Source organism: Pseudomonas delhiensis, from assembly GCF_900187975.1.
Classification (GTDB): domain Bacteria; phylum Pseudomonadota; class Gammaproteobacteria; order Pseudomonadales; family Pseudomonadaceae; genus Pseudomonas; species Pseudomonas delhiensis.
Genome location: NZ_FZPC01000054.1, coordinates 1 through 23,233, shown reverse-complemented (window position 1 = coordinate 23,233; position 23,233 = coordinate 1). Strand labels below are relative to the sequence as shown.

The 23,233-nt window shown below is 66.6% G+C and carries 22 protein-coding genes and 1 tRNA gene; 9 read left to right on the top strand and 14 right to left on the bottom strand.

The window, feature by feature from the left end; translation table 11 throughout:
• Positions 1 to 267: 267 nt before the first annotated feature.
• Positions 268 to 2,490 carry an NADP-dependent isocitrate dehydrogenase gene (locus CHC02_RS29305; protein WP_089394875.1) on the bottom strand — a complete coding sequence of 741 codons (2,223 nt, stop codon included), beginning with the start codon at positions 2,488 to 2,490 and terminating at the stop codon, positions 268 to 270.
• Positions 2,491 to 2,847: 357 nt separating this feature from the next.
• On the opposite strand from CHC02_RS29305, the gene icd reads away from it, so the two are divergent.
• On the top strand, positions 2,848 to 4,104 hold the full coding sequence (gene icd / locus CHC02_RS29300; protein WP_089394874.1) for an NADP-dependent isocitrate dehydrogenase: 1,257 nt from the start codon (positions 2,848 to 2,850) through the stop codon (positions 4,102 to 4,104).
• 81 nt (positions 4,105 to 4,185) lie between these two features.
• Here the strand turns inward: icd and cspD are convergent, their stop codons facing one another.
• Positions 4,186 to 4,461, bottom strand: a complete 276-nt coding sequence (gene cspD, locus CHC02_RS29295) for a cold shock domain-containing protein CspD (RefSeq protein WP_089394873.1) — start codon at positions 4,459 to 4,461, stop codon at positions 4,186 to 4,188.
• A 227-nt stretch (positions 4,462 to 4,688) separates the two neighbouring features.
• Here cspD and clpS point away from each other — a divergent pair, with 227 nt between their 5' ends.
• Both clpS and clpA read left to right on the top strand, forming a co-directional pair.
• Entirely contained in the window at positions 4,689 to 5,051 is a 363-nt protein-coding gene (gene clpS, locus CHC02_RS29290; protein ID WP_089394872.1) for an ATP-dependent Clp protease adapter ClpS, read from the top strand.
• A 27-nt stretch (positions 5,052 to 5,078) separates the two neighbouring features.
• The gene (gene clpA / locus CHC02_RS29285; protein WP_089394871.1) at positions 5,079 to 7,352 is read left to right on the top strand and encodes an ATP-dependent Clp protease ATP-binding subunit ClpA; all 2,274 of its coding nucleotides are present in this window, start codon (positions 5,079 to 5,081) and stop codon (positions 7,350 to 7,352) included.
• Positions 7,353 to 7,440: 88 nt separating this feature from the next.
• On the opposite strand, the gene infA is transcribed toward clpA, so the two are convergent.
• The 4 genes from infA to trxB all read right to left on the bottom strand — a co-directional run bounded on the left by infA (position 7,441) and on the right by trxB (position 10,195).
• Positions 7,441 to 7,659, bottom strand: a complete 219-nt coding sequence (gene infA, locus CHC02_RS29280; RefSeq protein ID WP_002553999.1) for a translation initiation factor IF-1 — start codon at positions 7,657 to 7,659, stop codon at positions 7,441 to 7,443.
• Between the two features lie 101 nt (positions 7,660 to 7,760).
• Positions 7,761 to 8,468, bottom strand: a complete 708-nt coding sequence (locus tag CHC02_RS29275) for an arginyltransferase (protein ID WP_089394870.1) — start codon at positions 8,466 to 8,468, stop codon at positions 7,761 to 7,763.
• 31 nt (positions 8,469 to 8,499) lie between these two features.
• A complete protein-coding gene (gene aat / locus CHC02_RS29270) occupies positions 8,500 to 9,204 on the bottom strand; it encodes a leucyl/phenylalanyl-tRNA--protein transferase (RefSeq protein ID WP_089394869.1) in 705 nt (234 codons plus the stop codon).
• A gap of 37 nt (positions 9,205 to 9,241) precedes the next feature.
• On the bottom strand, positions 9,242 to 10,195 hold the full coding sequence (gene trxB / locus CHC02_RS29265) for a thioredoxin-disulfide reductase (RefSeq protein ID WP_089394868.1): 954 nt from the start codon (positions 10,193 to 10,195) through the stop codon (positions 9,242 to 9,244).
• A 193-nt stretch (positions 10,196 to 10,388) separates the two neighbouring features.
• Here trxB and ftsK point away from each other — a divergent pair, with 193 nt between their 5' ends.
• From ftsK to cysG, 5 genes are read left to right on the top strand one after another with little or no spacing between them, the layout of a single operon-like run.
• Positions 10,389 to 12,821, top strand: coding sequence for a DNA translocase FtsK (gene ftsK / locus CHC02_RS29260; protein WP_176450356.1), 2,433 nt, complete (start codon positions 10,389 to 10,391; stop codon positions 12,819 to 12,821).
• A 12-nt stretch (positions 12,822 to 12,833) separates the two neighbouring features.
• Positions 12,834 to 13,457, top strand: coding sequence for an outer membrane lipoprotein periplasmic chaperone LolA (gene lolA, locus CHC02_RS29255; RefSeq protein ID WP_089394866.1), 624 nt, complete (start codon positions 12,834 to 12,836; stop codon positions 13,455 to 13,457).
• Between the two features lie 32 nt (positions 13,458 to 13,489).
• Positions 13,490 to 14,815 (top strand): replication-associated recombination protein A, encoded by a 1,326-nt coding sequence (locus tag CHC02_RS29250; protein ID WP_089394865.1) that lies wholly within the window; start codon positions 13,490 to 13,492, stop codon positions 14,813 to 14,815.
• Between the two features lie 42 nt (positions 14,816 to 14,857).
• Complete coding sequence (serS, locus tag CHC02_RS29245) at positions 14,858 to 16,138, top strand: serine--tRNA ligase (RefSeq protein WP_089394864.1); 1,281 nt, start codon at positions 14,858 to 14,860, stop codon at positions 16,136 to 16,138.
• 1 nt (position 16,139) lies between these two features.
• Positions 16,140 to 17,525, top strand: coding sequence for a siroheme synthase CysG (gene cysG / locus CHC02_RS29240; RefSeq protein WP_089394863.1), 1,386 nt, complete (start codon positions 16,140 to 16,142; stop codon positions 17,523 to 17,525).
• 622 nt (positions 17,526 to 18,147) lie between these two features.
• Here the strand turns inward: cysG and CHC02_RS29235 are convergent.
• The 7 genes from CHC02_RS29235 to CHC02_RS29205 all read right to left on the bottom strand — a co-directional run bounded on the left by CHC02_RS29235 (position 18,148) and on the right by CHC02_RS29205 (position 22,394).
• Complete coding sequence (locus CHC02_RS29235; protein ID WP_089394862.1) at positions 18,148 to 19,149, bottom strand: glutathione S-transferase family protein; 1,002 nt, start codon at positions 19,147 to 19,149, stop codon at positions 18,148 to 18,150.
• A gap of 83 nt (positions 19,150 to 19,232) precedes the next feature.
• Positions 19,233 to 20,234: a glycosyl transferase family protein gene (locus CHC02_RS29230; RefSeq protein ID WP_089394861.1), complete on the bottom strand. Its 1,002-nt coding sequence runs from the start codon at positions 20,232 to 20,234 to the stop codon at positions 19,233 to 19,235.
• Positions 20,231 to 20,566 (bottom strand): TusE/DsrC/DsvC family sulfur relay protein, encoded by a 336-nt coding sequence (locus CHC02_RS29225; RefSeq protein ID WP_089394860.1) that lies wholly within the window; start codon positions 20,564 to 20,566, stop codon positions 20,231 to 20,233. Before CHC02_RS29225 ends, CHC02_RS29230 begins: the two co-directional genes overlap by 4 nt.
• On the bottom strand, positions 20,563 to 20,862 hold the full coding sequence (tusB, locus tag CHC02_RS29220) for a sulfurtransferase complex subunit TusB (RefSeq protein WP_089394859.1): 300 nt from the start codon (positions 20,860 to 20,862) through the stop codon (positions 20,563 to 20,565). The genes CHC02_RS29225 and tusB overlap by 4 nt, the downstream gene beginning before the upstream one ends.
• A complete protein-coding gene (gene tusC, locus CHC02_RS29215) occupies positions 20,862 to 21,221 on the bottom strand; it encodes a sulfurtransferase complex subunit TusC (protein ID WP_089394858.1) in 360 nt (119 codons plus the stop codon). Before tusC ends, tusB begins: the two co-directional genes overlap by 1 nt.
• On the bottom strand, positions 21,221 to 21,613 hold the full coding sequence (gene tusD / locus CHC02_RS29210) for a sulfurtransferase complex subunit TusD (protein WP_089394857.1): 393 nt from the start codon (positions 21,611 to 21,613) through the stop codon (positions 21,221 to 21,223). Before tusD ends, tusC begins: the two co-directional genes overlap by 1 nt.
• Positions 21,614 to 21,728: 115 nt before the next feature.
• Complete coding sequence (locus CHC02_RS29205) at positions 21,729 to 22,394, bottom strand: Bax inhibitor-1/YccA family protein (RefSeq protein ID WP_089394856.1); 666 nt, start codon at positions 22,392 to 22,394, stop codon at positions 21,729 to 21,731.
• A gap of 129 nt (positions 22,395 to 22,523) precedes the next feature.
• Between CHC02_RS29205 and CHC02_RS29200 the strand changes: the two genes are divergently transcribed.
• Positions 22,524 to 22,611: transfer RNA gene (locus CHC02_RS29200), tRNA-Ser, on the top strand.
• 99 nt (positions 22,612 to 22,710) lie between these two features.
• Here CHC02_RS29200 and CHC02_RS30870 read toward each other — a convergent pair.
• Positions 22,711 to 23,016: a hypothetical protein gene (locus CHC02_RS30870; protein ID WP_089394855.1), complete on the bottom strand. Its 306-nt coding sequence runs from the start codon at positions 23,014 to 23,016 to the stop codon at positions 22,711 to 22,713.
• Positions 23,017 to 23,233: the final 217 nt, after the last annotated feature.

Below are 23,233 nucleotides of genomic sequence, written 5' to 3'. Positions count from 1 at the left end.
CGTGGCTTCCTCGAACAGGCCTAATACATAGATGCAATCGGGTTCCTCTGTTCAAAAGCGGGTTGACGGTGGGGGTGAGTCCATACATAGGAGCGAGCTTGCTCGCGAACAGTGCCTCCCGGCGGGTGCGGAGCCCAGCCTGACGCCGAAACAACCGGGAGCCTGTTCGCGAGCAAGCTCGCTCCTACGAAAAGCCCTGCGCAGCCCCGAAAAGGCAAAAACCCCGGCACCAGGCCGGGGTTTTCGTCGGTCACGCTAGCCTTCGATTCAGTTCAGCGAGTCGATGGCGGCGTTGAAGGTGGCGCTGGGGCGCATCACCTGGGTGGTTTTCTCCGGGTTGGAGCGGTAGTAGCCACCGATGTCCACGGCCTTGCCCTGGGCGCCGTTCAGTTCGGCGACGATGGTCGCTTCCTGTTCGGTCAGGGTCTTGGCCAGCGGGGTGAAGTGGGCTTTCAGCTCGGCGTCGTCGTTCTGCGCGGCCAGGGCCTGGGCCCAGTACAGCGCCAGGTAGAAGTGGCTGCCGCGGTTGTCGATGTCGCCGACCTTGCGCGCCGGGGACTTGTTGTTGTCCAGCAGCTTGCCGGTGGCTTCGTCGAGGGTCTTGCCCAGGACCTTGGCCTTGGCGTTGCCGGTCTTGATGCCTTCTTCCTCCAGGGACACGGCCAGGGCCAGGAACTCGCCCAGGGAATCCCAGCGCAGGTAGTTCTCTTCCACCAGTTGCTGCACGTGCTTGGGTGCCGAACCGCCGGCGCCGGTCTCGTACATGCCGCCGCCGGCCATCAGCGGAACGATGGACAGCATCTTGGCCGAGGTGCCCAGTTCCATGATCGGGAACAGGTCGGTCAGGTAGTCGCGCAGTACGTTGCCGGTCACCGAGATGGTGTCCTGGCCGCGGATCATGCGCTCCATGCTGGTGCGGATGGCTTCGTTGTAGCCCTTGATGCTGATGTCCAGGCCGGTCAGGTCGTGGTCCTTCAGGTACAGCTCGACCTTCTTGCGCAGCTCGTTGTCGTGGGCGCGCTCCGGGTCCAGCCAGAAGATGGCCGGGGTGTTGGACTGGCGGGCGCGGGTGACGGCCAGCTTGACCCAGTCGCGGATCGGGGCATCCTTGGTCTGGCAGGCGCGCCAGATGTCGCCGGCTTCGACTTCGTGCTGCATCAGCACCTTGCCGTCGGCGTCGACCACGCGCATGGTGCCGTCGGCCTCCATCTCGAAGGTCTTGTCGTGGGAGCCGTATTCCTCGGCCTTCTGCGCCATCAGGCCGACGTTCGGCACGCTGCCCATGGTGGTCGGGTCGAAGGCGCCGTTGGTCTTGCAGAAGTTGATCATCTCCTGGTAGATGCGGGCGTAGGTGCTCTCCGGCATCACCGCCTTGGTGTCCTTCTGCTTGCCGTCCTTGCCCCACATCTGGCCGGAGTTGCGGATCATCGCCGGCATGGAGGCGTCGACGATCACGTCGCTGGGGATGTGCAGGTTGGTGATGCCCTTGACCGAGTCGACCATCGCCATTTCCGGACGGTGGCTGTACACCTCGTGGATGTCGTGGAGGATCTCTTCCTGCTGCGAGGCGGGCAGCGACTTGATCTTGTCGTAGACGCTGGAGATGCCGTTGTTCGGGTTCACGCCCAGCTCTTCGAACAGTTGGCCCCACTTGTCGAACACGTCCTTGTAGTAGACGGTCACGGCATGGCCGAAGACGATGGGGTGGGAAATCTTCATCATGGTCGCCTTGACGTGCAGGGACCACATGACGCCGGTTTCCTTGCAATCCTGCAGGGTCTTCTCGAAGAAGGCGCGCAGCTTGTTGCAGCTCATGAACATGCTGTCGAGGACTTCGCCTTCCTGCATCTTCAGGGTCTTCTTCAGCTCGACCTTGCCGTCCTTGCCGACGAACTCGATGCGGACCTCACCGGCCTTGGGGATGGTGACCGACTGCTCGCTGGAGAAGAAGTCGCCGCCGCGCATGTAGTCGGCGTGGGAGCGCGAGGCCATGCTCCACTTGCCCATGCTGTGCGGGTGCTTGCGGGCGTAGGCCTTGACCGCGGCCGGGGCGCGGCGGTCGGAGTTGCCTTCGCGCAGGACCGGGTTCACGGCGCTGCCCAGGACCTTGGCGTAGCGGGCGCGGGTGTCTTTCTCTTCGTCGGTCTGCGGGTCTTCCGGGAAGTCCGGGACGGCGTAGCCCAGGGCCTGCAGCTCGGCGATGGCGCCCTTGAGCTGGGGTACCGAGGCGCTGATGTTCGGCAGCTTGATGATGTTGGCGTCGGGGGCGGTGGCCAGCTTGGCCAGGTAGGCCAGGTCGTCTTCGATGGCCTTGTCGCCGAGCTTGTCGGTGAAGGCGGCGAGGATGCGTCCTGCAAGAGAGATGTCGCGGGTTTCGACGTCAATGTCGGCGGAGGCGGCGAAGGCCTTGACGATCGGGAGGAGCGAGTAGGTGGCGAGGGCGGGTGCTTCGTCGGTGAAGGTGTAGGTGATCTTCGAGCGGTTGGACATCTACTATGACTCTCTTCTTTGCTGGGCGCGCACAGAGTCTCGATACGCCTTGGTGGGCGCTTTCGTCCGACACGGCAAGGTGCCGGCATTCGAGAATTGCCGCGGGGATATAGGGGCGCCAGTAGAGCGTTGTACGACCGCGTCAGGGTGGCGACGTGGCCGTTGCGAGGGGAGGGGTCTGGTCCCAGACGGCCCGGGCCTCGATGACTGTGAAGTCACGGCGCGCAGTATACCACTCTCGCGGCGGGGTGACGCACCCGCGGCTTTTAGACTAAGGCATAAGTTTGTGGTTAGGGGCGGGCAACTGGGCTACCCTCAGGGGCTGCAACAGGGTTCAACCACAACACGGAGTTCAGCATGGGATACCAGAAGATCCAGGTGCCGGCCGCAGGTGAGCGCATCACCGTCAATGCCGACAATTCCCTGAATGTACCGAACAACCCGATCATTCCCTACATCGAAGGCGACGGCATCGGCGTGGACATCAGCCCGGTGATGATCGACGTCGTCGATGCAGCCGTGGAAAAGGCCTACAAGGGCCAGCGCAAGATCGCCTGGATGGAGGTCTATGCCGGCGAGAAGGCCACCCAGGTCTACGACCAGGACACCTGGCTGCCCGAAGAGACCCTGGAGGCCGTGCGCGACTACGTGGTGTCCATCAAGGGTCCGCTGACCACCCCCGTCGGCGGCGGCATCCGCTCCCTCAACGTGGCCCTGCGCCAGCAGCTCGACCTCTACGTCTGCCTGCGCCCGGTGCGCTGGTTCGAAGGCGTGCCCAGCCCGGTGAAGAAGCCCGGCGACGTGGACATGGTGATCTTCCGCGAGAACTCCGAGGACATCTACGCCGGCGTCGAGTGGAAGGCCGGCTCGCCCGAGGCGCAGAAGGTCATCAAGTTCCTCACCGAGGAGATGGGCGTCAAGAAGATCCGCTTCACCGAGGATTGCGGCATCGGCATCAAGCCGGTCTCCCGGGAAGGCACCCGGCGCCTGGTGCGCAAGGCCCTGCAGTACGCCGTGGACAACGACCGCAGCTCGGTCACCCTGGTGCACAAGGGCAACATCATGAAATTCACCGAGGGCGCCTTCAAGGACTGGGGCTACGAGCTGGCCCGCGAGGAGTTCGGCGCCGAACTGCTGGACGGCGGCCCCTGGATGCAGTTCAAGAACCCGGTGACCGGCCGCAACGTGGTGGTCAAGGACGTGATCGCCGACGCCATGCTGCAGCAGATCCTGCTGCGTCCGGCCGAATACGACGTGATCGCCACCCTGAACCTGAACGGCGACTACCTCTCCGACGCCCTGGCGGCGGAAGTGGGCGGCATCGGCATCGCCCCGGGGGCCAACCTGTCGGACTCGGTGGCCATGTTCGAGGCGACCCACGGCACCGCGCCCAAGTACGCCGGGCAGGACAAGGTCAACCCGGGCTCGCTGATCCTCTCCGCCGAGATGATGCTGCGGCACATGGGCTGGACCGAGGCGGCCGACCTGATCATCAAGGGGATGAACGGCGCCATCGCGGCGAAGACCGTGACCTACGACTTCGAGCGGCTGATGGAAGGTGCCAAGCTGGCGTCCTGCTCGGAGTTCGGCGAGGCCATGATCGCCAAGATGTAACAGGCGTGAGACAACGAAAAGAAGGCCGGTGCTCGCCGGCCTTTCTTCATTCGCTTCGCCGGTAATGGCGGGGCAGGGGGATCAGGCTTCCGCGGTGATGCCCTGCACCTCGCTGCTGGGGCTGGCCTGGGCGGTGCTGGCCGGCGCGCTGGCGCCGATCGGCTGGATGTTCACCGCATGCAGACCCTTCGGACCTTGCAGGATCTCGAAGCTGACCGGCTGGCCGGCCTTGAGCGTCTTGTAGCCATCCATCTGGATCGCCGAGTAATGAGCGAACAGGTCCTCATCTCGGCCGTCGGCCAGGATGAACCCATAGCCCTTGGCGTTGTTGAACCACTTGACCTTACCGCTGAGCATGCTGATATCCCTCTGCAAAGGACTCCATCGCTGGAGTATCATCCACTACGATTCCGCTCCAGCCCTAGAGGTTCCAGGGCCGCAGAACGCCTGATACCCGCTGTGGGGTATCCTTTGTTTGTAACACCGTTTTGGGGTTAGTCAAGGCGCTCTCGTCCATGCCTGAGATTCAGGTCAAACTCCACTCAGGCCTTTAATTCCCACGTTGCGAACCCATTTATTCCAGCATGCATGCAAGTAGCCAGATTCGACTAACATTCAATCAGGACCGTCCCGATCCCCTCGAGGAAGAGGGGGCCGGGCTCACGGTCGAGGAATCCAAGCCGGCCCTGAAACCTCCGCCGATGTACAGGGTCATCATGTTCAACGATGACTACACGCCGATGGATTTCGTGGTAGAGGTACTGGAGCTGTACTTCAACATGAACCGGGAACAGGCGACCAAGGTCATGTTGACCGTACATACTCAGGGCAAGGCGGTCTGCGGCACGTTCACCCGTGACATCGCCGAGACCAAGGCCATGCAGGTCAATCAGTATGCGAGGGAGAGCCAGCATCCACTGTTGTGTGAGATTGAGAAAGAAAGCTGATGCGGATGTTTGGAGCGAGGTGAAGCCATGTTGAATCGAGAGCTCGAAGTCACCCTCAATCTCGCCTTCAAGGAAGCGCGGGCAAAACGGCATGAGTTCATGACCGTCGAGCACCTGCTGCTGGCGCTCCTGGACAACGAGGCGGCGGCCACCGTGCTGCGCGCCTGCGGGGCGAACCTGGACAAGCTGCGTCGTGATCTGCAGGAATTCATCGATTCCACCACGCCGCTGATCCCGCAGCACGACGAGGACCGCGAGACCCAGCCGACCCTGGGCTTCCAGCGCGTGCTGCAGCGCGCGGTGTTCCACGTGCAGAGCTCCGGCAAGCGCGAAGTGACCGGCGCCAACGTGCTGGTGGCCATCTTCAGCGAGCAGGAGAGCCAGGCGGTGTTCCTGCTCAAGCAGCAGAGCGTCGCCCGCATCGACGTGGTGAACTACATCGCCCACGGCATCTCCAAGGTGCCCGGCCATGCCGAGCACCAGGAAAGCGACCAGGAGATGCAGGACGAGGAGGGCGGCGAGTCCTCCACTTCCAGCCACCCGCTGGACGCCTATGCCAGCAACCTCAACGACCTGGCGCGCCAGGGCCGCATCGACCCGCTGGTCGGCCGCGAATCAGAGGTGGAGCGCGTGGCGCAGATCCTCGCCCGGCGGCGCAAGAACAACCCGCTGCTGGTGGGCGAGGCCGGCGTCGGCAAGACCGCCATCGCCGAAGGCCTGGCCAAGCGCATCGTCGACGGCCAGGTGCCGGACCTGCTGGCCGACAGCGTGGTCTATTCCCTGGACCTGGGCGCGCTGCTGGCCGGAACCAAGTACCGCGGCGACTTCGAGAAGCGCTTCAAGGCGCTGCTCAACGAGTTGCGCAAGCGCCCGCACGCGGTGCTGTTCATCGACGAGATCCACACCATCATCGGCGCCGGCGCGGCGTCCGGCGGGGTGATGGATGCGTCCAACCTGCTCAAGCCGCTGCTTTCCTCGGGCGAGATCCGCTGCATCGGCTCGACCACCTTCCAGGAATTCCGCGGCATCTTCGAGAAGGACCGCGCCCTGGCGCGGCGCTTCCAGAAGGTCGATGTCACCGAGCCATCGGTGGAAGACACCGTGGGCATCCTCAAGGGGCTCAAGCCGCGCTTCGAGCAGCACCACCACGTCGAGTACAGCGACGAGGCCCTGCGCGCGGCGGCGGAGCTGGCGGCGCGCTACATCAACGACCGGCACATGCCGGACAAGGCCATCGACGTCATCGACGAGGCCGGCGCCTACCAGCGCCTGCAGCCGGAAGAGAAGCGCGTGAAGCGCATCGAGGTGGCCCAGGTCGAGGACATAGTGGCGAAGATCGCGCGGATCCCGCCCAAGCACGTCACCAGCTCGGACAAGGAGCTGCTGCGCAACCTGGAGCGCGACCTCAAGCTGACGGTGTTCGGCCAGGACGCGGCCATCGAGTCGCTGTCCACCGCCATCAAGCTGTCCCGCGCGGGCCTGAAGTCGCCGGACAAGCCGGTCGGCTCCTTCCTCTTCGCCGGCCCCACCGGGGTGGGCAAGACCGAAGTCGCCCGCCAGCTGGCCAAGGCGCTGGGCGTGGAGCTGGTGCGCTTCGACATGTCCGAGTACATGGAGCGGCACACGGTATCGCGGCTGATCGGCGCCCCGCCGGGCTACGTCGGCTTCGACCAGGGCGGCCTGCTCACCGAGGCCATCACCAAGACGCCGCACTGCGTGCTGCTGCTGGACGAGATCGAGAAGGCCCACCCGGAAGTCTTCAACCTGCTGCTGCAGGTGATGGACCACGGCACCCTGACCGACAACAACGGGCGCAAGGCGGACTTCCGCAACGTCATCGTCATCATGACCACCAACGCCGGCGCGGAAACCGCGGCACGGGCCTCCATCGGCTTCAGCCAGCAGGACCACACCAGCGATGCCATGGAAGTGATCAAGAAGAGCTTCACGCCGGAGTTCCGCAACCGCCTGGACACCATCATCCAGTTCGGCCGGCTCAGCCACGAGACGATCAAGAGCGTGGTCGACAAGTTCCTCACCGAGCTGCAGGCGCAGCTGGAGGACAAGCGCGTCCAGCTCGAGGTCAGCGACGCGGCGCGCAACTGGCTGGCGGAGAAGGGCTACGACCCGCAGATGGGCGCTCGCCCGATGGCGCGGCTGATCCAGGACAAGATCAAGCGGCCCCTGGCCGAGCAGATCCTGTTCGGCGAACTGGCCGAGCACGGCGGCGTGGCGCACATCGACCTGAAGGACGGCGAGCTGGTCTTCGAGTACGAGGTGGTCACCGCGGAGCCGGCCTGACGGTCGGCCTTTCGGCCCAAACGCAAACGCCCGGCAATGCCGGGCGTTTTGCTATTCGTCCGGGCCGGAGCCCGGTTTCACCTTGCGCTCAGCGTGCGCGGTAGGTGATGCGACCCTTGCTCAGGTCGTAGGGAGTCAGTTCGACGCGAACCTTGTCGCCGGTCAGGATGCGGATGTAGTTCTTGCGCATCTTGCCGGAGATGTGCGCGGTAACGACGTGCCCGTTCTCCAACTCCACGCGGAACATGGTGTTGGGCAGGGTGTCGACGACAGTGCCTTCCATTTCGAAGCTGTCTTCTTTCGACATGCAGTAGAGCCCTCGGTGTCTATGAATGGCCTGGGTGGCCTGAAAAAAGGCGAGTATTGTGCCTGAAATCCATGTCATACGCCAGAAGCGGCGCACCGGCTTCAGCTGAGCGCCACCCAGCGCTGGTTGACGAAGAGTTCGATGGGCCGGTACTGGGTCTTGTAGTTCATTTTCCGGCAGTTCTTGATCCAGTAGCCCAGGTACACCGCGTACAGGCCCAGGCGCTCGGTCTCGGCGATCTGCCAGAGGATGGCGTAGCGCCCCAGGCTGCGGCGTTCCTCGTCGGGGTCGTAGAAGGTGTAGACCGCCGACAGGCCGTTGGGCAGCACGTCGGTGACCGCCACGGCGAGCAGGCGGCCCTGCAGGCGGAACTCGTAGAAGCAGCTGAACGGCAGGTCGCGCACCAGGAAGGTGCTGAACTGGTCGCGGCTGGGCGGGTACATGTCGCCGTCGGCGTGGCGCTGCTCGATGTAGCGCATGTACAGCGCGTAGTACTCCTCGGTGAAGGCCGGGCGGCGCTTGAGCACCTTGAGGTCGGCGTTGCGCTTGATGATGCGCTTCTGCTGGCGGTTGGGCTGGAAGCCGCCGGCGGGGATGCGCGCCGGGATGCAGGCGGTGCAGTGCTGGCAGTGCGGGCGATAGAGGTGCTCGCCGCTGCGACGGAAACCGACTTCCGACAGCGAGGCATACAGCTGCGCATCCATGGGCTGGCTGGGATCGAGGAACAGGGTGGTGGCCTGCTCCTCGGGCAGGTAGCTGCATGGGTGCGGCTGCGTCGCGTAGAACTTCAGTCGGGCCAGTTCGGTCATGGTCAACCCCCGCGATAACCCTCTGGCAAGTTTATGCCAGTCCGCGCGAGTCCGCTTGCGAACGCCAGTCGCAGAGCGGCGTTTCGTCGAGATGACGGCGCAGGTGGCTGGCGAAGTCGGCACGGCTGATGGCGCGGGCGCCGAAGCTGTGCAGGTGCTGGGTGGGCATCTGGCAGTCGATCAATACGAACCCGGCGGCGCGCAGATGTTGCACCAGGGTGACGAATGCCACCTTGGAGGCGTTGTCGGCGCGGCTGAACATGGACTCGCCGAAGAACAGCCGGCCCATGGCCAGGCCATAGAGGCCGCCGACCAGTTGCTCGCCGTCCCAGCTTTCCACCGAGTGGGCGATGCCCTGGCGGTGCAGCTGGCGGTAGGCGTCCTGCATCGGCTGGGTGATCCAGGTGCCGTCGGCGTAGTCGCGCGGCGCGGCGCAGGCGGCGATGACCTGGTCGAAGGCGGTGTCGAAGGTCACCCGGTAGCGGCCCTGGCGCAGGCACTTGGCCAGGCTGCGGGAGACGTGCAGTTCGTCGGGGAAGAGCACGGTGCGCGGGTCAGGCGACCACCAGAGGATCGGCTGGTCGTCCTGGTACCAGGGGAAGCAGCCGTGGCGGTAGGCGGCCACCAGGCGGCGTGGGTCGAGGTCGCCGCCGGCCGCGAGCAGGCCGTTGGGCTCGTGCAGGGCCTGGTCGAGGGGCGGGAAGTCGAAATTGCCGCGGGAAAGCCAGCTGAGCATGGCGGGGTAGGGGAGGGCGGGGCCCTCCCCGGGCCTGTCAGTGGCTGTCGTCGAGGTATTTCTCGGCGTCCAGCGCGGCCATGCAGCCGGCGCCCGCCGAGGTGATGGCCTGGCGGTAGACGTGGTCGGCCACGTCGCCGGCGGCGAACACGCCGGGGATGCTGGTGGCGGTGGCATTGCCTTCGCCGCCGCCCTTGACCACCAGGTAGCCGTCGCGCATTTCCAGCTGGCCGGTGAACAGGTCGGTGTTGGGCTTGTGGCCGATGGCGATGAACACGCCGGCCAGGTCCAGCTGGCGGGTCTCGCCGCTGTTCACGTCCTTCAGGCGCACGCCGACCACGCCCATGTCGTCGCCCAGGACTTCGTCCAGGGTGGTGTTCCAGTGCAGGCGCACGTTGCCGTTCTTCGCCTTCTCGAACAGCTTGTCCTGGAGGATCTTCTCCGAGCGCAGCTTGTCGCGGCGGTGGATCAGGTGCACTTCCCTGGCGATGTTGGCCAGGTACAGCGCTTCCTCGACGGCGGTGTTGCCGCCGCCGACCACGCAGACCACCTGGTTGCGGTAGAAGAAGCCGTCGCAGGTGGCGCAGGCGGAAACGCCCTTGCCCATGAAGGCTTCTTCCGAAGACATACCCAGGTATTGCGCGGAGGCGCCGGTGGCGATGATCAGGGCGTCGCAACTGTAGGTGCCGCTGTCACCCTTGAGGATGAACGGCTTCTGCTGCAACTCGGCGGTGTGGATGTGGTCGTAGACGATCTCGGTATCGAAACGCTTGGCGTGCTGCTCCATGCGCTCCATCAGGGCGGGACCGGTCAGGCCCTCGACGTCGCCGGGCCAGTTGTCGACCTCGGTGGTGGTGGTGAGCTGGCCGCCGGGCTGGATGCCGGTGATGACAACAGGCTTGAGGTTGGCCCGCGCGGCGTACACGGCAGCGGTGTAACCCGCCGGGCCGGAGCCCAGGACGATCAGGCGCGAATGCTTGACTTCACTCATAAAAAGACTCCATAAGCCTTTGTCACGTAAGAGAATGCATGCTCCAATTGAGCAGCCGTGAAACCTTGGTGGGCTATGCTACACCGAACCTGGAAAAGGCGGCAAAAGGCGCCGTGGCGGGCCCTGTGGCATCGAGCGGCCAAAGCCGTACAATAGGCCCGTTTTGTCGCCAGATGACTCTCGGACGCGCCCAGTGCGCAGGAATAGACGCGTTTTGAAGGACTCGACCACCGCTAGCCACGCCGCAGCCTGGCGTCAGCAATTGCACATTCGCCTGAAGGAAGGGGCCCTGATCGCGCTCGGCGCGCTCTGCCTCTACCTGTGGATGGCGCTGCTCACCTACGATTCGTCCGATCCGGGCTGGAGCCATTCCAGCCACGTCGAGCAGGTGCAGAACGCCGCTGGTCGCCTGGGGGCCCTGAGCGCCGACATCCTCTTCGTCGCGCTGGGCTACTTCGCCTACCTGTTCCCGCTGCTGCTGGGGGTCAAGACCTGGCAGATCTTCCGCAAGCGCCACATGCCCTGGGAGTTCAGCGGCTGGCTGTTCTCCTGGCGGCTGATCGGCCTGGTGTTCCTGATCCTCTCCGGCTCGGCGCTGGCCTACATCCATTTCCACATCGGCGGCGGCCACCTGCCGGCCTCCGCCGGCGGCGCCGTGGGCGAGAGCCTCGGCCAGCTGGCGCTGAACGCCCTCAACGTGCAGGGCAGCACCCTGCTGTTCATCGCCCTGTTCCTGTTCGGCCTGACGGTGTTCGCCGACCTGTCCTGGTTCCAGGTGATGGACGTCACCGGGAAGATCACCCTGGACCTCTTCGAACTGATCCAGAACGCCTTCAACCGCTGGTTGAGCGCGCGCAGCGAGCGTCGCCAACTGGTCGCCCAGCTGCGCGAGGTGGACGAGCGCGTCGCCGAGGTGGCCGCGCCCGTGGTGCCCGACCGCCGCGAGCAGGCCAAGGTCAAGGAACGCCTGATCGAGCGCGAGGAAGCCCTGGCCAAGAGCGTGCAGGAGCGCGAGAAGCGCCCGGCGCCGAAGATCGACGCGCCGCCGCCGCCCAAGCCCGCCGAGCCCAGCAAGCGCGTGCTCAAGGAGAAGCAGGCGCCGCTGTTCGTCGACACCGCCGTCGAAGGCACCCTGCCGCCGTTGTCGATCCTCGACCCAGCCGGCGAGAAGAAGCGCAGCTACTCCCCGGAGTCGCTGGAGGCCATGTCGCGCCTGCTGGAGATCAAGCTCAAGGAGTTCGGCGTCGAGGTGGTGGTCGAGTCGGTGCATCCGGGCCCGGTGATCACCCGTTTCGAAATCCAGCCGGCGGCGGGGGTGAAGGTCAGCCGCATCTCCAACCTGGCCAAGGACCTGGCGCGCTCGCTGGCGGTGATCAGCGTGCGGGTGGTCGAGGTTATCCCCGGCAAGACCACCGTGGGCATCGAGATCCCCAACGAAGACCGGCAGATGGTGCGCTTCTCCGAAGTGCTGATGTCGCCGGAGTACGACGAGCACAAGTCCACCGTGCCGCTGGCCCTGGGCCACGACATCGGCGGCCACCCGATCATCACCGACCTGGCGAAGATGCCGCACCTGCTGGTGGCCGGCACCACCGGCTCGGGCAAGTCGGTGGGGGTGAACGCCATGCTGCTGTCGATCCTGTTCAAGTCCACGCCCCAGGATGCGCGGCTGATCATGATCGACCCGAAGATGCTCGAACTGTCGATCTACGAGGGCATCCCGCACCTGCTCTGCCCGGTGGTCACCGACATGAAGGAGGCGGCCAACGCCCTGCGCTGGAGCGTCGCCGAGATGGAGCGGCGCTACAAGCTGATGGCCGCCATGGGCGTGCGCAACCTGGCCGGCTTCAACCGCAAGGTGAAGGACGCCGAGGAGGCCGGCACGCCGCTGACCGACCCGCTGTACCGCCGCGAGAGCATGGAAGACGAGGCGCCGCTGCTGCACACGCTGCCGACCATCGTGGTCGTGGTGGACGAATTCGCCGACATGATGATGATCGTCGGCAAGAAGGTCGAGGAACTGATCGCCCGTATCGCGCAGAAGGCGCGGGCCGCGGGCATCCACCTGATCCTCGCCACCCAGCGCCCCTCGGTGGATGTGATCACCGGCCTGATCAAGGCCAACATCCCGACCCGCATCGCCTTCCAGGTGTCGAGCAAGATCGACTCGCGGACCATTCTCGACCAGGGCGGCGCCGAACAGCTGCTCGGCCACGGCGACATGCTCTACCTGCCGCCGGGCACCGGCCTGCCGATCCGCGTCCACGGCGCCTTCGTCTCCGACGACGAGGTGCACCGCGTGGTCGAGGCCTGGAAGCTGCGCGGCGCGCCCGACTACATCGAGGACATCCTCGCCGGCGCCGATGAAGGCGGTGGCGGCAGCTTCGAAGGTGGCGGCGGCGGTGAAGGTGGCGAGGGTAGCGAGGACGACCCGCTGTACGACGAGGCCGTACGCTTCGTCACCGAGAGCCGCCGCGCCTCCATCTCCGCGGTGCAGCGCAAGCTGAAGATCGGCTACAACCGCGCCGCGCGCATGATCGAGGCGATGGAAATGGCCGGTGTGGTCACCCCGATGAATTCCAACGGCTCGCGCGAAGTGACCGCGCCGGCCCCCATCCGCGACTGATCGAGGATTTCCATGCGACTGATCCGCATGCTCGTGCTTGCCGCGCTGGCCGTCGCCGGCATCCAGGCCCACGCCGACGATGCCGCCACCCAGCGCCTGAGTGCGATGCTGAGCAAGGCCCAGACCCTGAGTGCGCGCTTCTCCCAGCTGACCCTGGACGGCAGCGGCACCCGCCTGCAGGAGACCGCCGGCAACCTGGCGCTCAAGCGCCCGGGCCTGTTCCGCTGGCACACCGACGCGCCCCAGGAGCAGCTGCTGATCTCCAACGGCGAGAAGATCTGGCTGTACGACCCGGACCTGCAGCAGGTGACCATCCAGAAGCTCGACCAGCGCCTGACCCAGACCCCGGCGCTGCTGCTCTCCGGTGACATCTCGAAGATCCACGAGAGCTTCGACATCACCAGCAAGGATGGCGGCAACGTGGTCGACTTCATCCTCAAGCCGAAGGACAAGGACACCCTGTTCGACAACCTGCGGATTTCCTTCCGCAACGGGGTGGTCAACGACATGCAGCTGATCGACAGCGTCGGCCAGCGCACCAACATCCTGTTCTTCGACGTGAAGATGAACCAGCCGGTGGACGCCAAGCAGTTCGTCTTCGAGGCGCCCAAGGGCGTCGACGTCATCCAGGAGTGAGCGGGCGCCGCCGGCGCCTGTGAGGTAGCAGCGTGGACCTGTTCCGTTCCGAACCCGTAGCCCAGCCCCTGGCCGCGCGCCTGCGCGCCGCCAGCCTGGACGAATACGTCGGCCAGGAGCACCTGCTCGCCCGCGGCAAGCCGCTGCGCGAGGCGCTGGAGCAGGGCGCGCTGCACTCGATGATCTTCTGGGGCCCGCCGGGGGTGGGCAAGACCACCCTGGCCAAGCTGCTGGCGCAGGTCTCCGACGCCCACTTCGAGACCATCTCCGCGGTGCTCTCGGGGGTGAAGGAAATCCGCCAGTCGGTGGAGATGGCCAAGCAGCAGGCCGCGCAGTACGGCCGCCGCACCATCCTCTTCGTCGACGAGGTGCACCGCTTCAACAAGAGCCAGCAGGACGCCTTCCTGCCCTACGTCGAAGACGGCACCCTGATCTTCATCGGCGCCACCACCGAGAACCCCTCGTTCGAGCTGAACAACGCACTGCTCTCGCGGGCCCGCGTCTACGTGCTGAAAAGCCTGGACGAGGCCGCCCTGCGCAAGCTGGTGCAGCGCGCGCTGAGCGAGGACAAGGGCCTGGGCAAGCGCCACCTGAGCCTGCCGGAGGAAAGCTTCGCCATCCTCATGGCCGCCGCCGACGGTGACGGCCGGCGCCTGCTCAACCTGCTGGAGAACGCCGCCGACCTGGCCGAGGACGGCGGCGAGATCAGCCCCGAGCTGCTGCAGAACCTGCTGGGCGACAGCCGCCGGCGCTTCGACAAGGGCGGCGAGGCCTTCTACGACCAGATCAGCGCCCTGCACAAGTCGGTGCGCGGCTCAAGCCCCGACGGCGCGCTCTACTGGTACGCGCGCATGCTCGACGGCGGCTGCGACCCGCTGTACATCGCCCGCCGCGTGGTGCGCATGGCCAGCGAGGACATCGGCAACGCCGACCCCCGCGCCCTGACCCTGTGCCTGCACGCCTGGGACGTGCAGGAGCGCCTGGGCAGCCCGGAAGGCGAGCTGGCCATCGCCCAGGCCATCGTCTACCTGGCCTGCGCGCCAAAGAGCAACGCGGTCTACAACGCCTACAACAGGGCGCGCCGCGACGTCGCCGAGAACGGCTCGCTGGAAGTGCCGCTGCACCTGCGCAACGCACCGACCAAACTGATGAAGAACCTCGGCTACGGCGAGGAGTATCGTTACGCCCATGACGAACCCGACGCCTACGCCGCCGGGGAAGACTACTTCCCCGAAGGGCTCGAACCGCGCCAGTATTACCAGCCCGTGCCCCGCGGCCTGGAACTGAAGATCGGCGAGAAGCTCAAGCACCTGGCGGCCCTGGACCGGGCCAGCCCGAGAAAACGCAGAAAATCCTGAGCGGCGCCCGAGCGCCGCCGACACTAGACACGAGAACAGACCATGCTCGATTCCAAACTGGTACGCACCCAGCCGCAGGAAGTGGCCGACCGCCTCGCCGCCCGCGGTTTCACCCTGGACGTGGCGCGCATCGAGGCGCTGGAGAACCAGCGCAAGTCCGTGCAGACCCGCACCGAGACCCTGCAGGCCGAGCGCAACGCGCGTTCCAAGTCGATCGGCCAGGCCATGAAGCGTGGCGAGGACGTCGAGCCGCTCAAGGCAGAGGTCAACCGCATGGCCGACGAGCTGGAGGCCGGCAAGCGCGAGCTGGACGTGATCCAGGCCGAGCTGGATGCGCTGCTGCTGACCATCCCCAACCTGCCCCACGAATCGGTGCCGGTGGGCGCGGACGAGGAAGACAACCTCGAAGTGCGCCGCTGGGGCACCCCGCGCAGCTTCGATTTCGACATCAAGGACCACGTCGCCCTCGGCGAGCAGCACGGCTGGCTGGACTTCGAGACCGCCGCGCGGCTGTCCGGCGCCCGCTTCGCCCTGATGCGCGGCCCCATCGCCCGCCTGCACCGCGCCCTGGCGCAGTTCATGATCGACCTGCACACCCGCGAGCACGGCTACGAGGAGGCCTACACCCCGTACCTGGTGCAGGCGCCGGCCCTGCAGGGCACTGGCCAGTTGCCGAAGTTCGAGGAAGACCTGTTCAAGATCGGCCGCGATGGCGAGGCCGACCTGTACCTCATCCCCACCGCCGAAGTCTCGCTGACCAACATCGTCGCCGGGCAGATCCTCGACGCCCGGGAGCTGCCGCTGAAGTTCGTCGCCCACACCCCGTGCTTCCGCAGCGAAGCCGGCGCCTCGGGCCGCGACACCCGCGGGATGATCCGCCAGCACCAGTTCGACAAGGTCGAGATGGTGCAGATCGTCGAGCCGGCCAAGTCCTGGGAGGCCCTGGAAAGCCTGGTCGGCAACGCCGAGAAGGTGCTGCAGGCCCTGGAGCTGCCGTACCGCGTGCTGGCGCTGTGCACCGGCGACATGGGCTTCAGCGCGGCCAAGACCTACGACCTGGAAGTCTGGGTGCCGAGCCAGGACAAGTACCGCGAGATTTCCTCCTGCTCCAACTGCGGCGACTTCCAGGCCCGCCGCATGCAGGCGCGCTTCCGCAACCCGGAAACCGGCAAGCCGGAACTGCTGCACACCCTCAACGGCTCCGGCCTGGCGGTGGGCCGCACCCTGGTCGCCGTGCTGGAGAACTACCAGCAGGCCGACGGCAGCATCCGCGTCCCCGAGGTGCTCAAGCCCTACATGGGCGGCATCGAGGTGATCGGCTGAGATGGATGCGCTGCCGCTGTTCCACGTCCTGCGCGGGCGTCGCGCACTCCTGGTCGGCGGCGGTGAGGTCGCCCTGCGCAAGGCGCGTCTGCTCGACAGCGCGGGCGCCGTGCTGCGGGTGGTCGCGCCCCAGGTCCACGGCGAGCTGCGCGAACTGGTGGAGCAGGGCGCTGGCGAGCTGCTCGAACGCCGCTACGCCGAGGGCGACCTGGCCGACTGCGTGCTGGCCATCGCCGCCACCGACGACGAGCCGCTGAATGCCCAGGTCTCCCGCGATGCCCACGCCCGCGGCGTGCCGGTCAACGTGGTGGACGCGCCGGCGCTGTGCAGCGTGATCTTCCCCGCCATCGTCGACCGCTCGCCCTTGCTGGTGGCCGTCTCCAGCGGCGGCGACGCGCCGGTGCTGGCGCGCCTGCTGCGGGCCAGGCTGGAAACATGGATCCCCGCCACCTACGGCCAACTGGCCGGGCTGGCCAGCCGCTTCCGCGAAGCGGTCAAGCGGCGCCTGCCGGACCTGCAACAGCGCCGCCAGTTCTGGGAAGAGGTGTTCCAGGGCCCGGTGGCCGAACGCATGCTCGCCGGCCAGCCGGCGGAAGCCGAGCGCCTGCTGGCGGACAAGCTGGAAAAAGGCCAGGCCGAAGCCCGTGGCGAGGTCTACCTGGTCGGCGCAGGCCCCGGCGACCCGGACCTGCTGACCTTCCGCGCCCTGCGCCTGATGCAGCAGGCCGACGTGGTGCTCTACGACCGCCTGGTGGCCCCGGCCATCCTCGAACTGTGCCGCCGCGACGCCGACCGCCTGTACGTCGGCAAGCGCCGCGCCGACCACGCGGTGCCCCAGGACGAGATCAACCGCAAGCTGGTCGAACTGGCCCGGCAGGGCAAGCGCGTGCTGCGCCTGAAGGGCGGCGACCCGTTCATCTTCGGCCGCGGCGGCGAGGAAATCGACGAGCTGGCGGCCAACGGCATCCCCTTCCAGGTGGTGCCGGGCATCACCGCGGCCAGCGGCTGCGCGGCCTACGCCGGCATCCCGCTGACCCACCGCGACTACGCCCAGTCGGTGCGCTTCGTCACCGGCCACCTGAAGGACGGCACCAGCGACCTGCCGTGGAACGACCTGGTGGCCCCGGGCCAGACCCTGGTGTTCTACATGGGCCTGGTGGGCCTGCCGGTGATCTGCGAGGAGCTGGTGCGCCACGGCCGCTCCGCCGACACGCCCGCCGCGCTGATCCAGCAGGGCACCACCGAACACCAGCGGGTGTTCACCGGTACCCTGGCCAACCTGCCGCAATTGGTTGCCGAGCATGAGGTGCACGCGCCGACGCTGGTGATAGTCGGCGAGGTGGTCACCCTGCGCGACAAGCTCGCCTGGTTCGAAGGTCAGCGATGAAGGCCTGGCGCGCCTTCGACGGCGGCTCCGTGCCCGGCACCGAGCGGAATGCGGCCAAGGTCAAACGGCGGATAACGCCGGAGGCGTTATGCGCCCTACGCCAAGGCCCACCCGTAGGGCGTACAACCGTTCGCGGTTGTCCGCCGCTACACCTTTCTTGCCGGCAACTCCGTGGTTGAGCCTGGCGCCGCTCCGACGGCGGCTCCGTGCCCGGCGCCGAGCGGAATGCGGCCAAGGTCAAACGGCGGATAACGCCGGAGGCGTTATGCGCCCTACGCCAGGCCCACCCGTAGGGCGTACAACCGTTCGCGGTTGTCCGCCGCTACACCTTTCTTGTCGGCAACTTCGTGGTTGAGCCTGGCGCAGCTCCGACGGCGGCTCCGTGCCCGGCACCGAGCGGAATGCGGCCAAGGTCAAACGGCGGATAACGCCGGAGGCGTTATGCGCCCTACGCCAGGCCCACCCGTAGGGCGTACAACCGTTCGCGGTTGTACGCCGTTGCCGTTCTTGCCGCCAACGCCGTGGCTGAACCCGAAGCGCCGATTCCGTAGGATGGGTGGAGCGAAGCGATACCCATCGCCATGCCGCATGGGCCTCGCCGAGGTTCAAGACCGTTGCGCCCTCAACCCTTGCGCGCAATCCCCTTGCCTGGCAAATGCTCACGCCCGTGCGGCCCGCTGAAATCCTGCTGCGGCCCCAGCGGCACTATGCCGGTCGGGTTGATGGTGCGGTGGCTGCCGTAATAGTGGTTCTTGATGTGCTGGAAATTCACCGTATCGGCCACCCCCGGCAACTGGTAAAGCTCGCGCAGCCAGCCGGACAGGTTCGGGTAATCCGCCAGGCGCCGCAGGTTGCACTTGAAGTGCCCGTGGTACACGGCGTCGAAGCGCACCAGCGTGGTGAACAGGCGGATGTCGGCCTCGGTCAGGTGCTCGCCGGCCAGGTAGCGCCGCTCGCCCAGGCGCTTCTCCAGGCAGTCGAGTTCCTCGAACAGGGTGACGAAGGCCTCTTCGTAGGCCGCCTGGGTGGTGGCGAAGCCGGCGCGGTACACGCCGTTGTTCACCGCCGGGTAGATGCGCTCGTTCAGCGCGTCTATCTCGCCCTGCAACGGCGTGGGGCAGAGGTCCAGGTCGTTGCCGGTCAGGCCGTCGAAGGCCGAGTTGAACATGCGGATGATCTCCGCCGATTCGTTGCTGACGATGCGCCTGCGCTGCTTGTCCCACAGCACCGGCACGGTGACGCGGCCGGTGTAGTGCGGGTCGTCGCGGGTGTAGCGCTGGTGCAGGAACTCCAGGCCGTCCAGGGCATCGCCGGTGGAGCCCAGGCTGCGGTCGAAGGTCCAGCCGTTCTCGCGCATCAGCCAACTGACCACCGAGACGTCGATCAGCCCCGCCAGGCCCTTGAGCTGGCGGTAGATCAGCGTGCGGTGCGCCCAGGGGCAGGCCAGGGAGACGTACAGGTGGTAGCGCCCGGCCTCGGCGCGGAAGCCGCCTTCACCGCTGGGGCCGGCGCCGCCGTCGGCGGTGACCCAGTTGCGGCGTTGCGCGTTCTCGCGCTGGAAGTGGCCGTCCTTGCTGGTGTCGTACCACTGGTCATGCCAGCGGCCATCGATGAGCTGTCCCATGGCTGGCTCCTCATGAAAGGGTATGGGAGCCAGTCTACGCCCTTGCCATCGATGGATCGCTGCAAAAACAGGGTGGAAACTATCTATCCGATCGATTTGTCACGGGCGGCCCAGCGTTGCCGGGCCTCGGCGAAGGCCGCCTCGCGGTCGCGGCCCAGCCCGCGCAGGCACAGGGCGATGGTGGAGACCACCGCCAGTTCGCCGTAGGCGTCCTCCCGTTCGCCGCGCCAGACCTCCGCCAGCACCTGCGGCTCCAGCCGCTCCGGCTTGACGTGGCGCAGCGCCGAGAGGGCCGGCCATTCCTCGTCCCAGCTCTGGCCCGCCTCGGTGCCGTAGAGGTGCGCCGGGCTGTCCGGGTTGATCTCGATCTCGCCGCCTTCGCCCTTGATCACGATGGCGCGGTCGCCGAGCAGGCGGCTGCCTTCGCGGTGGGTCTCCTGGTAGCCGGGGTGGAAGATGCTCTGCAGGATGCAGTGCGCCCCCAGCGGGTTGAGCAGGCGCACCAGGGAATGGATGGGCGAGCGCAGGCCGAGGGTGTTGCGCAGGTCGATCATCCGCTGCAGCACCGGCATCCAGTCCACCAGCGGGGCGAAGGCCAGGCCGCCGCGGTCGAGCGCTTCGCCCACCGCGTTCCAGTCGCGGCACAGCGGGATGTCCAGCGTCTGCAGCAACTGCTCGGTGTACAGGCGCCCGGCGGTGTGCGCGCCGCCGCCGTGCAGGAGCACGCGGGTGCCGCTGCCGGCCAGGCACTTGGCGGCCAGCAGATACCAGGGCAGGTGGCGCTTCTTGCCGGCATAGCTGGGCCAGTCGAGATCGACGGCGATCCGCGGTGCGTCCAGGCGGGCGCGCACGGCTTCGGTGAAGCCGGCCAGCTCGTCGGCGCTTTCCTCCTTGTGCCGCAGCAGCATCAGGAAGGCGCCCAGCTGCGCCTCCTCGACCTGGCCATCGAGGATCATGCCGAGGGCCTCGCGGGCTTCCTCGCGGGTCAGGCTGCGCGCGCCGCGCTTGCCCTTGCCGAGGATGCGCACGAACGGCGCGAAGGGGTGTTCGGCGGGTGTCTGCAGGACGAGGGGAGCGGCGGTCATAGGCAATTGGTCGGCTTCGGCAGGCCGGCGAGCTTGGCGGCAAGCTTGGCCGGGGTGCCCTTGAACAGGAGGTTGAGGTGCAGGCTGCTGCCCTTTTCCGCGCCCAGGCGCTGGGCCACGTACTTGATCAGCGGGCGGTTGGCCGGCGACAGCTGGAACTGCGCATGGAACTCGCGCAGCAGGTGGAGGATTTCCCAGTGCTCCGGCGAGAGGTGCAGGCCTTCCTGCTGGGCCAGGGCCTCGGCGACCGGCACCGACCAGTCGTCCAGGTACTGCAGGTAGCCGTCCTTGTCCAGGGCGATGCCGCGCCCTTCCACCATCAGGGTAGTCATAGCCAGGCGTTGACCTTGTCGTAGCGGGTGCAGAGTTCGACGAAGGCGGGGTAGTCCACTGCCTTCAGGTTGGCCGGCAGCCGTGCCTGCAGGCCGCGCGCCTGCAGGTCCTCGGCGAGGGCGAAGCAGGCGTTGGGCAGGTGCTCCAGGCGCTGGCGCGGGGCGCTGCCGGTGGCAAGGGCGTAGACGGCATCGCCACTGAGCAGCAGGCCGTCGTCGTGGGACAGCAGCTGCAGGCAGCTGTCGAAGCGGCCATCGCCGAACGGGGAGTGGGAAAGCAGATGCAGCGTGCTCATCAGAGGGTGATCACCTGGTCGTATTGCTGGGTCAGCTGGCGCAGCGCGAGGTCGTCCAGCACTTCCACCGGCAGGTTCAGGCCTGCACTGGGCAGGCCGCGCTCGGCGAGGCTGCGGGCGGCGGCGTAGAGCCTTTCGACGCCGAACAGCGGCAGGGCCTGCAGGTTGGCCTGCAGGTCCTTCTGTTCGAGGCTGGCGGGGGCCTGGCCGGGCGCCAGCTGGAACACCCCATCGTCGAGGAAGAGGAAGGCGATGGGCAGGTCGAAGGCGCCGCCGGCCAGGGCGATGTCCAGCGCCTCGCGGGCGCCGGGGCCGCTCCACGGGGCCTGGCGGCTGACGATCAGCAGGGACTTGGCCATCAGTCGCCTCCGAAGCAGACCAGGCGGTCCGCCAGTTGCGCCGCTTCATGCAGCTGGCCGAGGCCGGACAGCTCCCAGGGCGCCTGCAGGTTGGCCGCCGGGCGCTGGTAGCGCGCGGCCTCCTCGGCGTTGAGCACGCCACGGCGCAGGGCGGCGGCGATGCACACCACGGCATCGAGCCGGTGCTCGCCGACGAAGCGCGTCCAGGCCGCCGCCACGTCCAGCTCGTCCTGGCCGCTCACCGGGTTGCTCGAGGCGCTGTGCACGCCGTCCTGGTAGAAGAACAGGCGGACGAGCTCGTGGCCGCCGGCGAGCACCGCCTCGGCGAAGCGCAGGGCGCGGCGGGCGGCGGGCGAGTGGGGAGGGGCGAAGAGGGCGATGGCGAATTTCATGGCATGGGCCGGTCGGCGGATTACAGCGCGATGATAAGGCCAGTGCGGGGATTTTGCTGCGCCGGAAAAGGAAAAAGCCCGCCGAAGCGGGCTTTTCCGGTGTCGCCGGGAAGCGTCAGTCGTCGCTGCCCATGATGCCGAAGATCTGCAGCAGGCTGATGAACATGTTGTAGATCGACACGTACAGGCTGATGGTGGCCATGATGTAGTTGCGCTCGCCACCGTGGATGATGGCGCTGGTCTGGAACAGGATGGCCGCCGAGGAGAACAGCACGAAGCCGGCGCTGATCGCCAGTTGCAGGCCGCTGATCTGGACGAAGAAGGAGATCAGGATGGCGCCCAGCAGGACGAAGAAGCCGGCGGTGATGAAGCCGGACAGGAAGCTCATGTCCTTGCGGGTGGTCAGCACGTAGGCGGACAGGCCGAAGAACACCAGGGCGGTCATGAAGAACGCCGAGGCGATGATGCTGGCGCCGTTGGCCATGCCCAGGTACAGGTTCAGGATCGGGCCGAGGGTGTAGCCCATGAAGCCGGTGAGGGCGAAGGTGGTGACCAGGCCCCAGCCGCTGTCGCGCAGCTTGAGGGTGGCGAAGAACAGGCCGTAGAAGCCGACCAGGGTCAGCAGCAGGCCGGGGTAGGGCAGGCGCAGCTGTTGCGAGACGTAGGCGACCAGGCCGCTGAAGGCCAGGGTCATGGCCAGCAGGCCGTAGGTGTTGCGCAGGACTCCGCTGACTTCCCGTTGTTCCGCCGCGGCGGGGTTGAGATATTGCCGTTCTTGCATGGCTAGACACTCCTGTAAGCGGAATGGGATTCCGTGACCATAGTTGCAGTGATGATACCAAACCCGCCTGTCAGGCGTAGGAACAGAGTTTGACAGTGTGTTGCGATCCGGTACTATGCGCCCCCGAAAGGAAGTGTGGCCGAGTGGTTTAAGGCAGCGGTCTTGAAAACCGCCGGGTGTAACAGCCCCGTGAGTTCGAATCTCACCGCTTCCGCCATCTTCAAGGCCCTGATTTTTCAGGGCCTTTTTCATTTTCGGCGGTATACATTAAGGCTCGATGATGGGGCTGAAAATGGCAGGAGTCCCAAAACTCTGGCTATTTCACCGGCTTCGCCATCGCACCGCGGCGCACGTAAATCTTCTTGGTGATCTCCTCCTCGGTGTGCCCAAGCAGCCGGCTTGCTTCCTTCAAGTCGTTGATCTCGGTGGCCGCCTTCCAGTATCCGCAAGATCCATCGTTTCGGATAAGGACAGGCACCTCCGGTGAGTCGGTAGCAGTTTGCCCGGCGGCCAGGCCGAGCTTCTGGTGAATGGCACCGAAGGCCGGCAGGTAAGATGTCGGCGGACAGTGGTGCGATGGCCGCCAGCCCAGCTCGACGGCGTGCTTTCGTAGGAAACTCATCCGCGATTGCCGTGCACGGGGGTGTTTCTCCTGCGCCCCCGCCACGTCGTTCCCGTGCAGGAGCGCGCCCTGCGCGCTAATCGCAGGCAGGGCCTGCTCCTACAGTCGAGGTGGGGCCCACCGGAGCGGACCTTGTCCGCGATAGCCGGAGGTTCCGGCGCGATTCGCGGATGAGATCCGCTCCTACGGGTTGCCCCGACACCGTGCCTTTGTAGGA

Excerpts from the sequence above, each read along its gene's own strand:
- tusC (WP_089394858.1), bottom strand. The coding sequence starts at position 21,221 with ATGGCCAAGTCCCTGCTGATCGTCAGCCGCCAGGCCCCGTGGAGCGGC.
- infA (WP_002553999.1), bottom strand. The coding sequence starts at position 7,659 with ATGTCGAAAGAAGACAGCTTCGAAATGGAAGGCACTGTCGTCGACACC.
- cspD (WP_089394873.1), bottom strand. The coding sequence starts at position 4,461 with ATGCTCAGCGGTAAGGTCAAGTGGTTCAACAACGCCAAGGGCTATGGG.
- lolA (WP_089394866.1), top strand. The coding sequence starts at position 12,834 with ATGCGACTGATCCGCATGCTCGTGCTTGCCGCGCTGGCCGTCGCCGGC.
- tusB (WP_089394859.1), bottom strand. The coding sequence starts at position 20,862 with ATGAGCACGCTGCATCTGCTTTCCCACTCCCCGTTCGGCGATGGCCGC.
- icd (WP_089394874.1), top strand. The coding sequence starts at position 2,848 with ATGGGATACCAGAAGATCCAGGTGCCGGCCGCAGGTGAGCGCATCACC.
- CHC02_RS30870 (WP_089394855.1), bottom strand. The coding sequence starts at position 23,016 with ATGAGTTTCCTACGAAAGCACGCCGTCGAGCTGGGCTGGCGGCCATCG.
- CHC02_RS29235 (WP_089394862.1), bottom strand. The coding sequence starts at position 19,149 with ATGGGACAGCTCATCGATGGCCGCTGGCATGACCAGTGGTACGACACC.
- cysG (WP_089394863.1), top strand. The coding sequence starts at position 16,140 with ATGGATGCGCTGCCGCTGTTCCACGTCCTGCGCGGGCGTCGCGCACTC.
- serS (WP_089394864.1), top strand. The coding sequence starts at position 14,858 with ATGCTCGATTCCAAACTGGTACGCACCCAGCCGCAGGAAGTGGCCGAC.
- clpA (WP_089394871.1), top strand. The coding sequence starts at position 5,079 with ATGTTGAATCGAGAGCTCGAAGTCACCCTCAATCTCGCCTTCAAGGAA.
- CHC02_RS29275 (WP_089394870.1), bottom strand. The coding sequence starts at position 8,468 with ATGACCGAACTGGCCCGACTGAAGTTCTACGCGACGCAGCCGCACCCA.
- clpS (WP_089394872.1), top strand. The coding sequence starts at position 4,689 with ATGCATGCAAGTAGCCAGATTCGACTAACATTCAATCAGGACCGTCCC.
- CHC02_RS29305 (WP_089394875.1), bottom strand. The coding sequence starts at position 2,490 with ATGTCCAACCGCTCGAAGATCACCTACACCTTCACCGACGAAGCACCC.
- CHC02_RS29230 (WP_089394861.1), bottom strand. The coding sequence starts at position 20,234 with ATGACCGCCGCTCCCCTCGTCCTGCAGACACCCGCCGAACACCCCTTC.
- aat (WP_089394869.1), bottom strand. The coding sequence starts at position 9,204 with ATGCTCAGCTGGCTTTCCCGCGGCAATTTCGACTTCCCGCCCCTCGAC.
- CHC02_RS29205 (WP_089394856.1), bottom strand. The coding sequence starts at position 22,394 with ATGCAAGAACGGCAATATCTCAACCCCGCCGCGGCGGAACAACGGGAA.
- CHC02_RS29225 (WP_089394860.1), bottom strand. The coding sequence starts at position 20,566 with ATGACTACCCTGATGGTGGAAGGGCGCGGCATCGCCCTGGACAAGGAC.
- tusD (WP_089394857.1), bottom strand. The coding sequence starts at position 21,613 with ATGAAATTCGCCATCGCCCTCTTCGCCCCTCCCCACTCGCCCGCCGCC.
- trxB (WP_089394868.1), bottom strand. The coding sequence starts at position 10,195 with ATGAGTGAAGTCAAGCATTCGCGCCTGATCGTCCTGGGCTCCGGCCCG.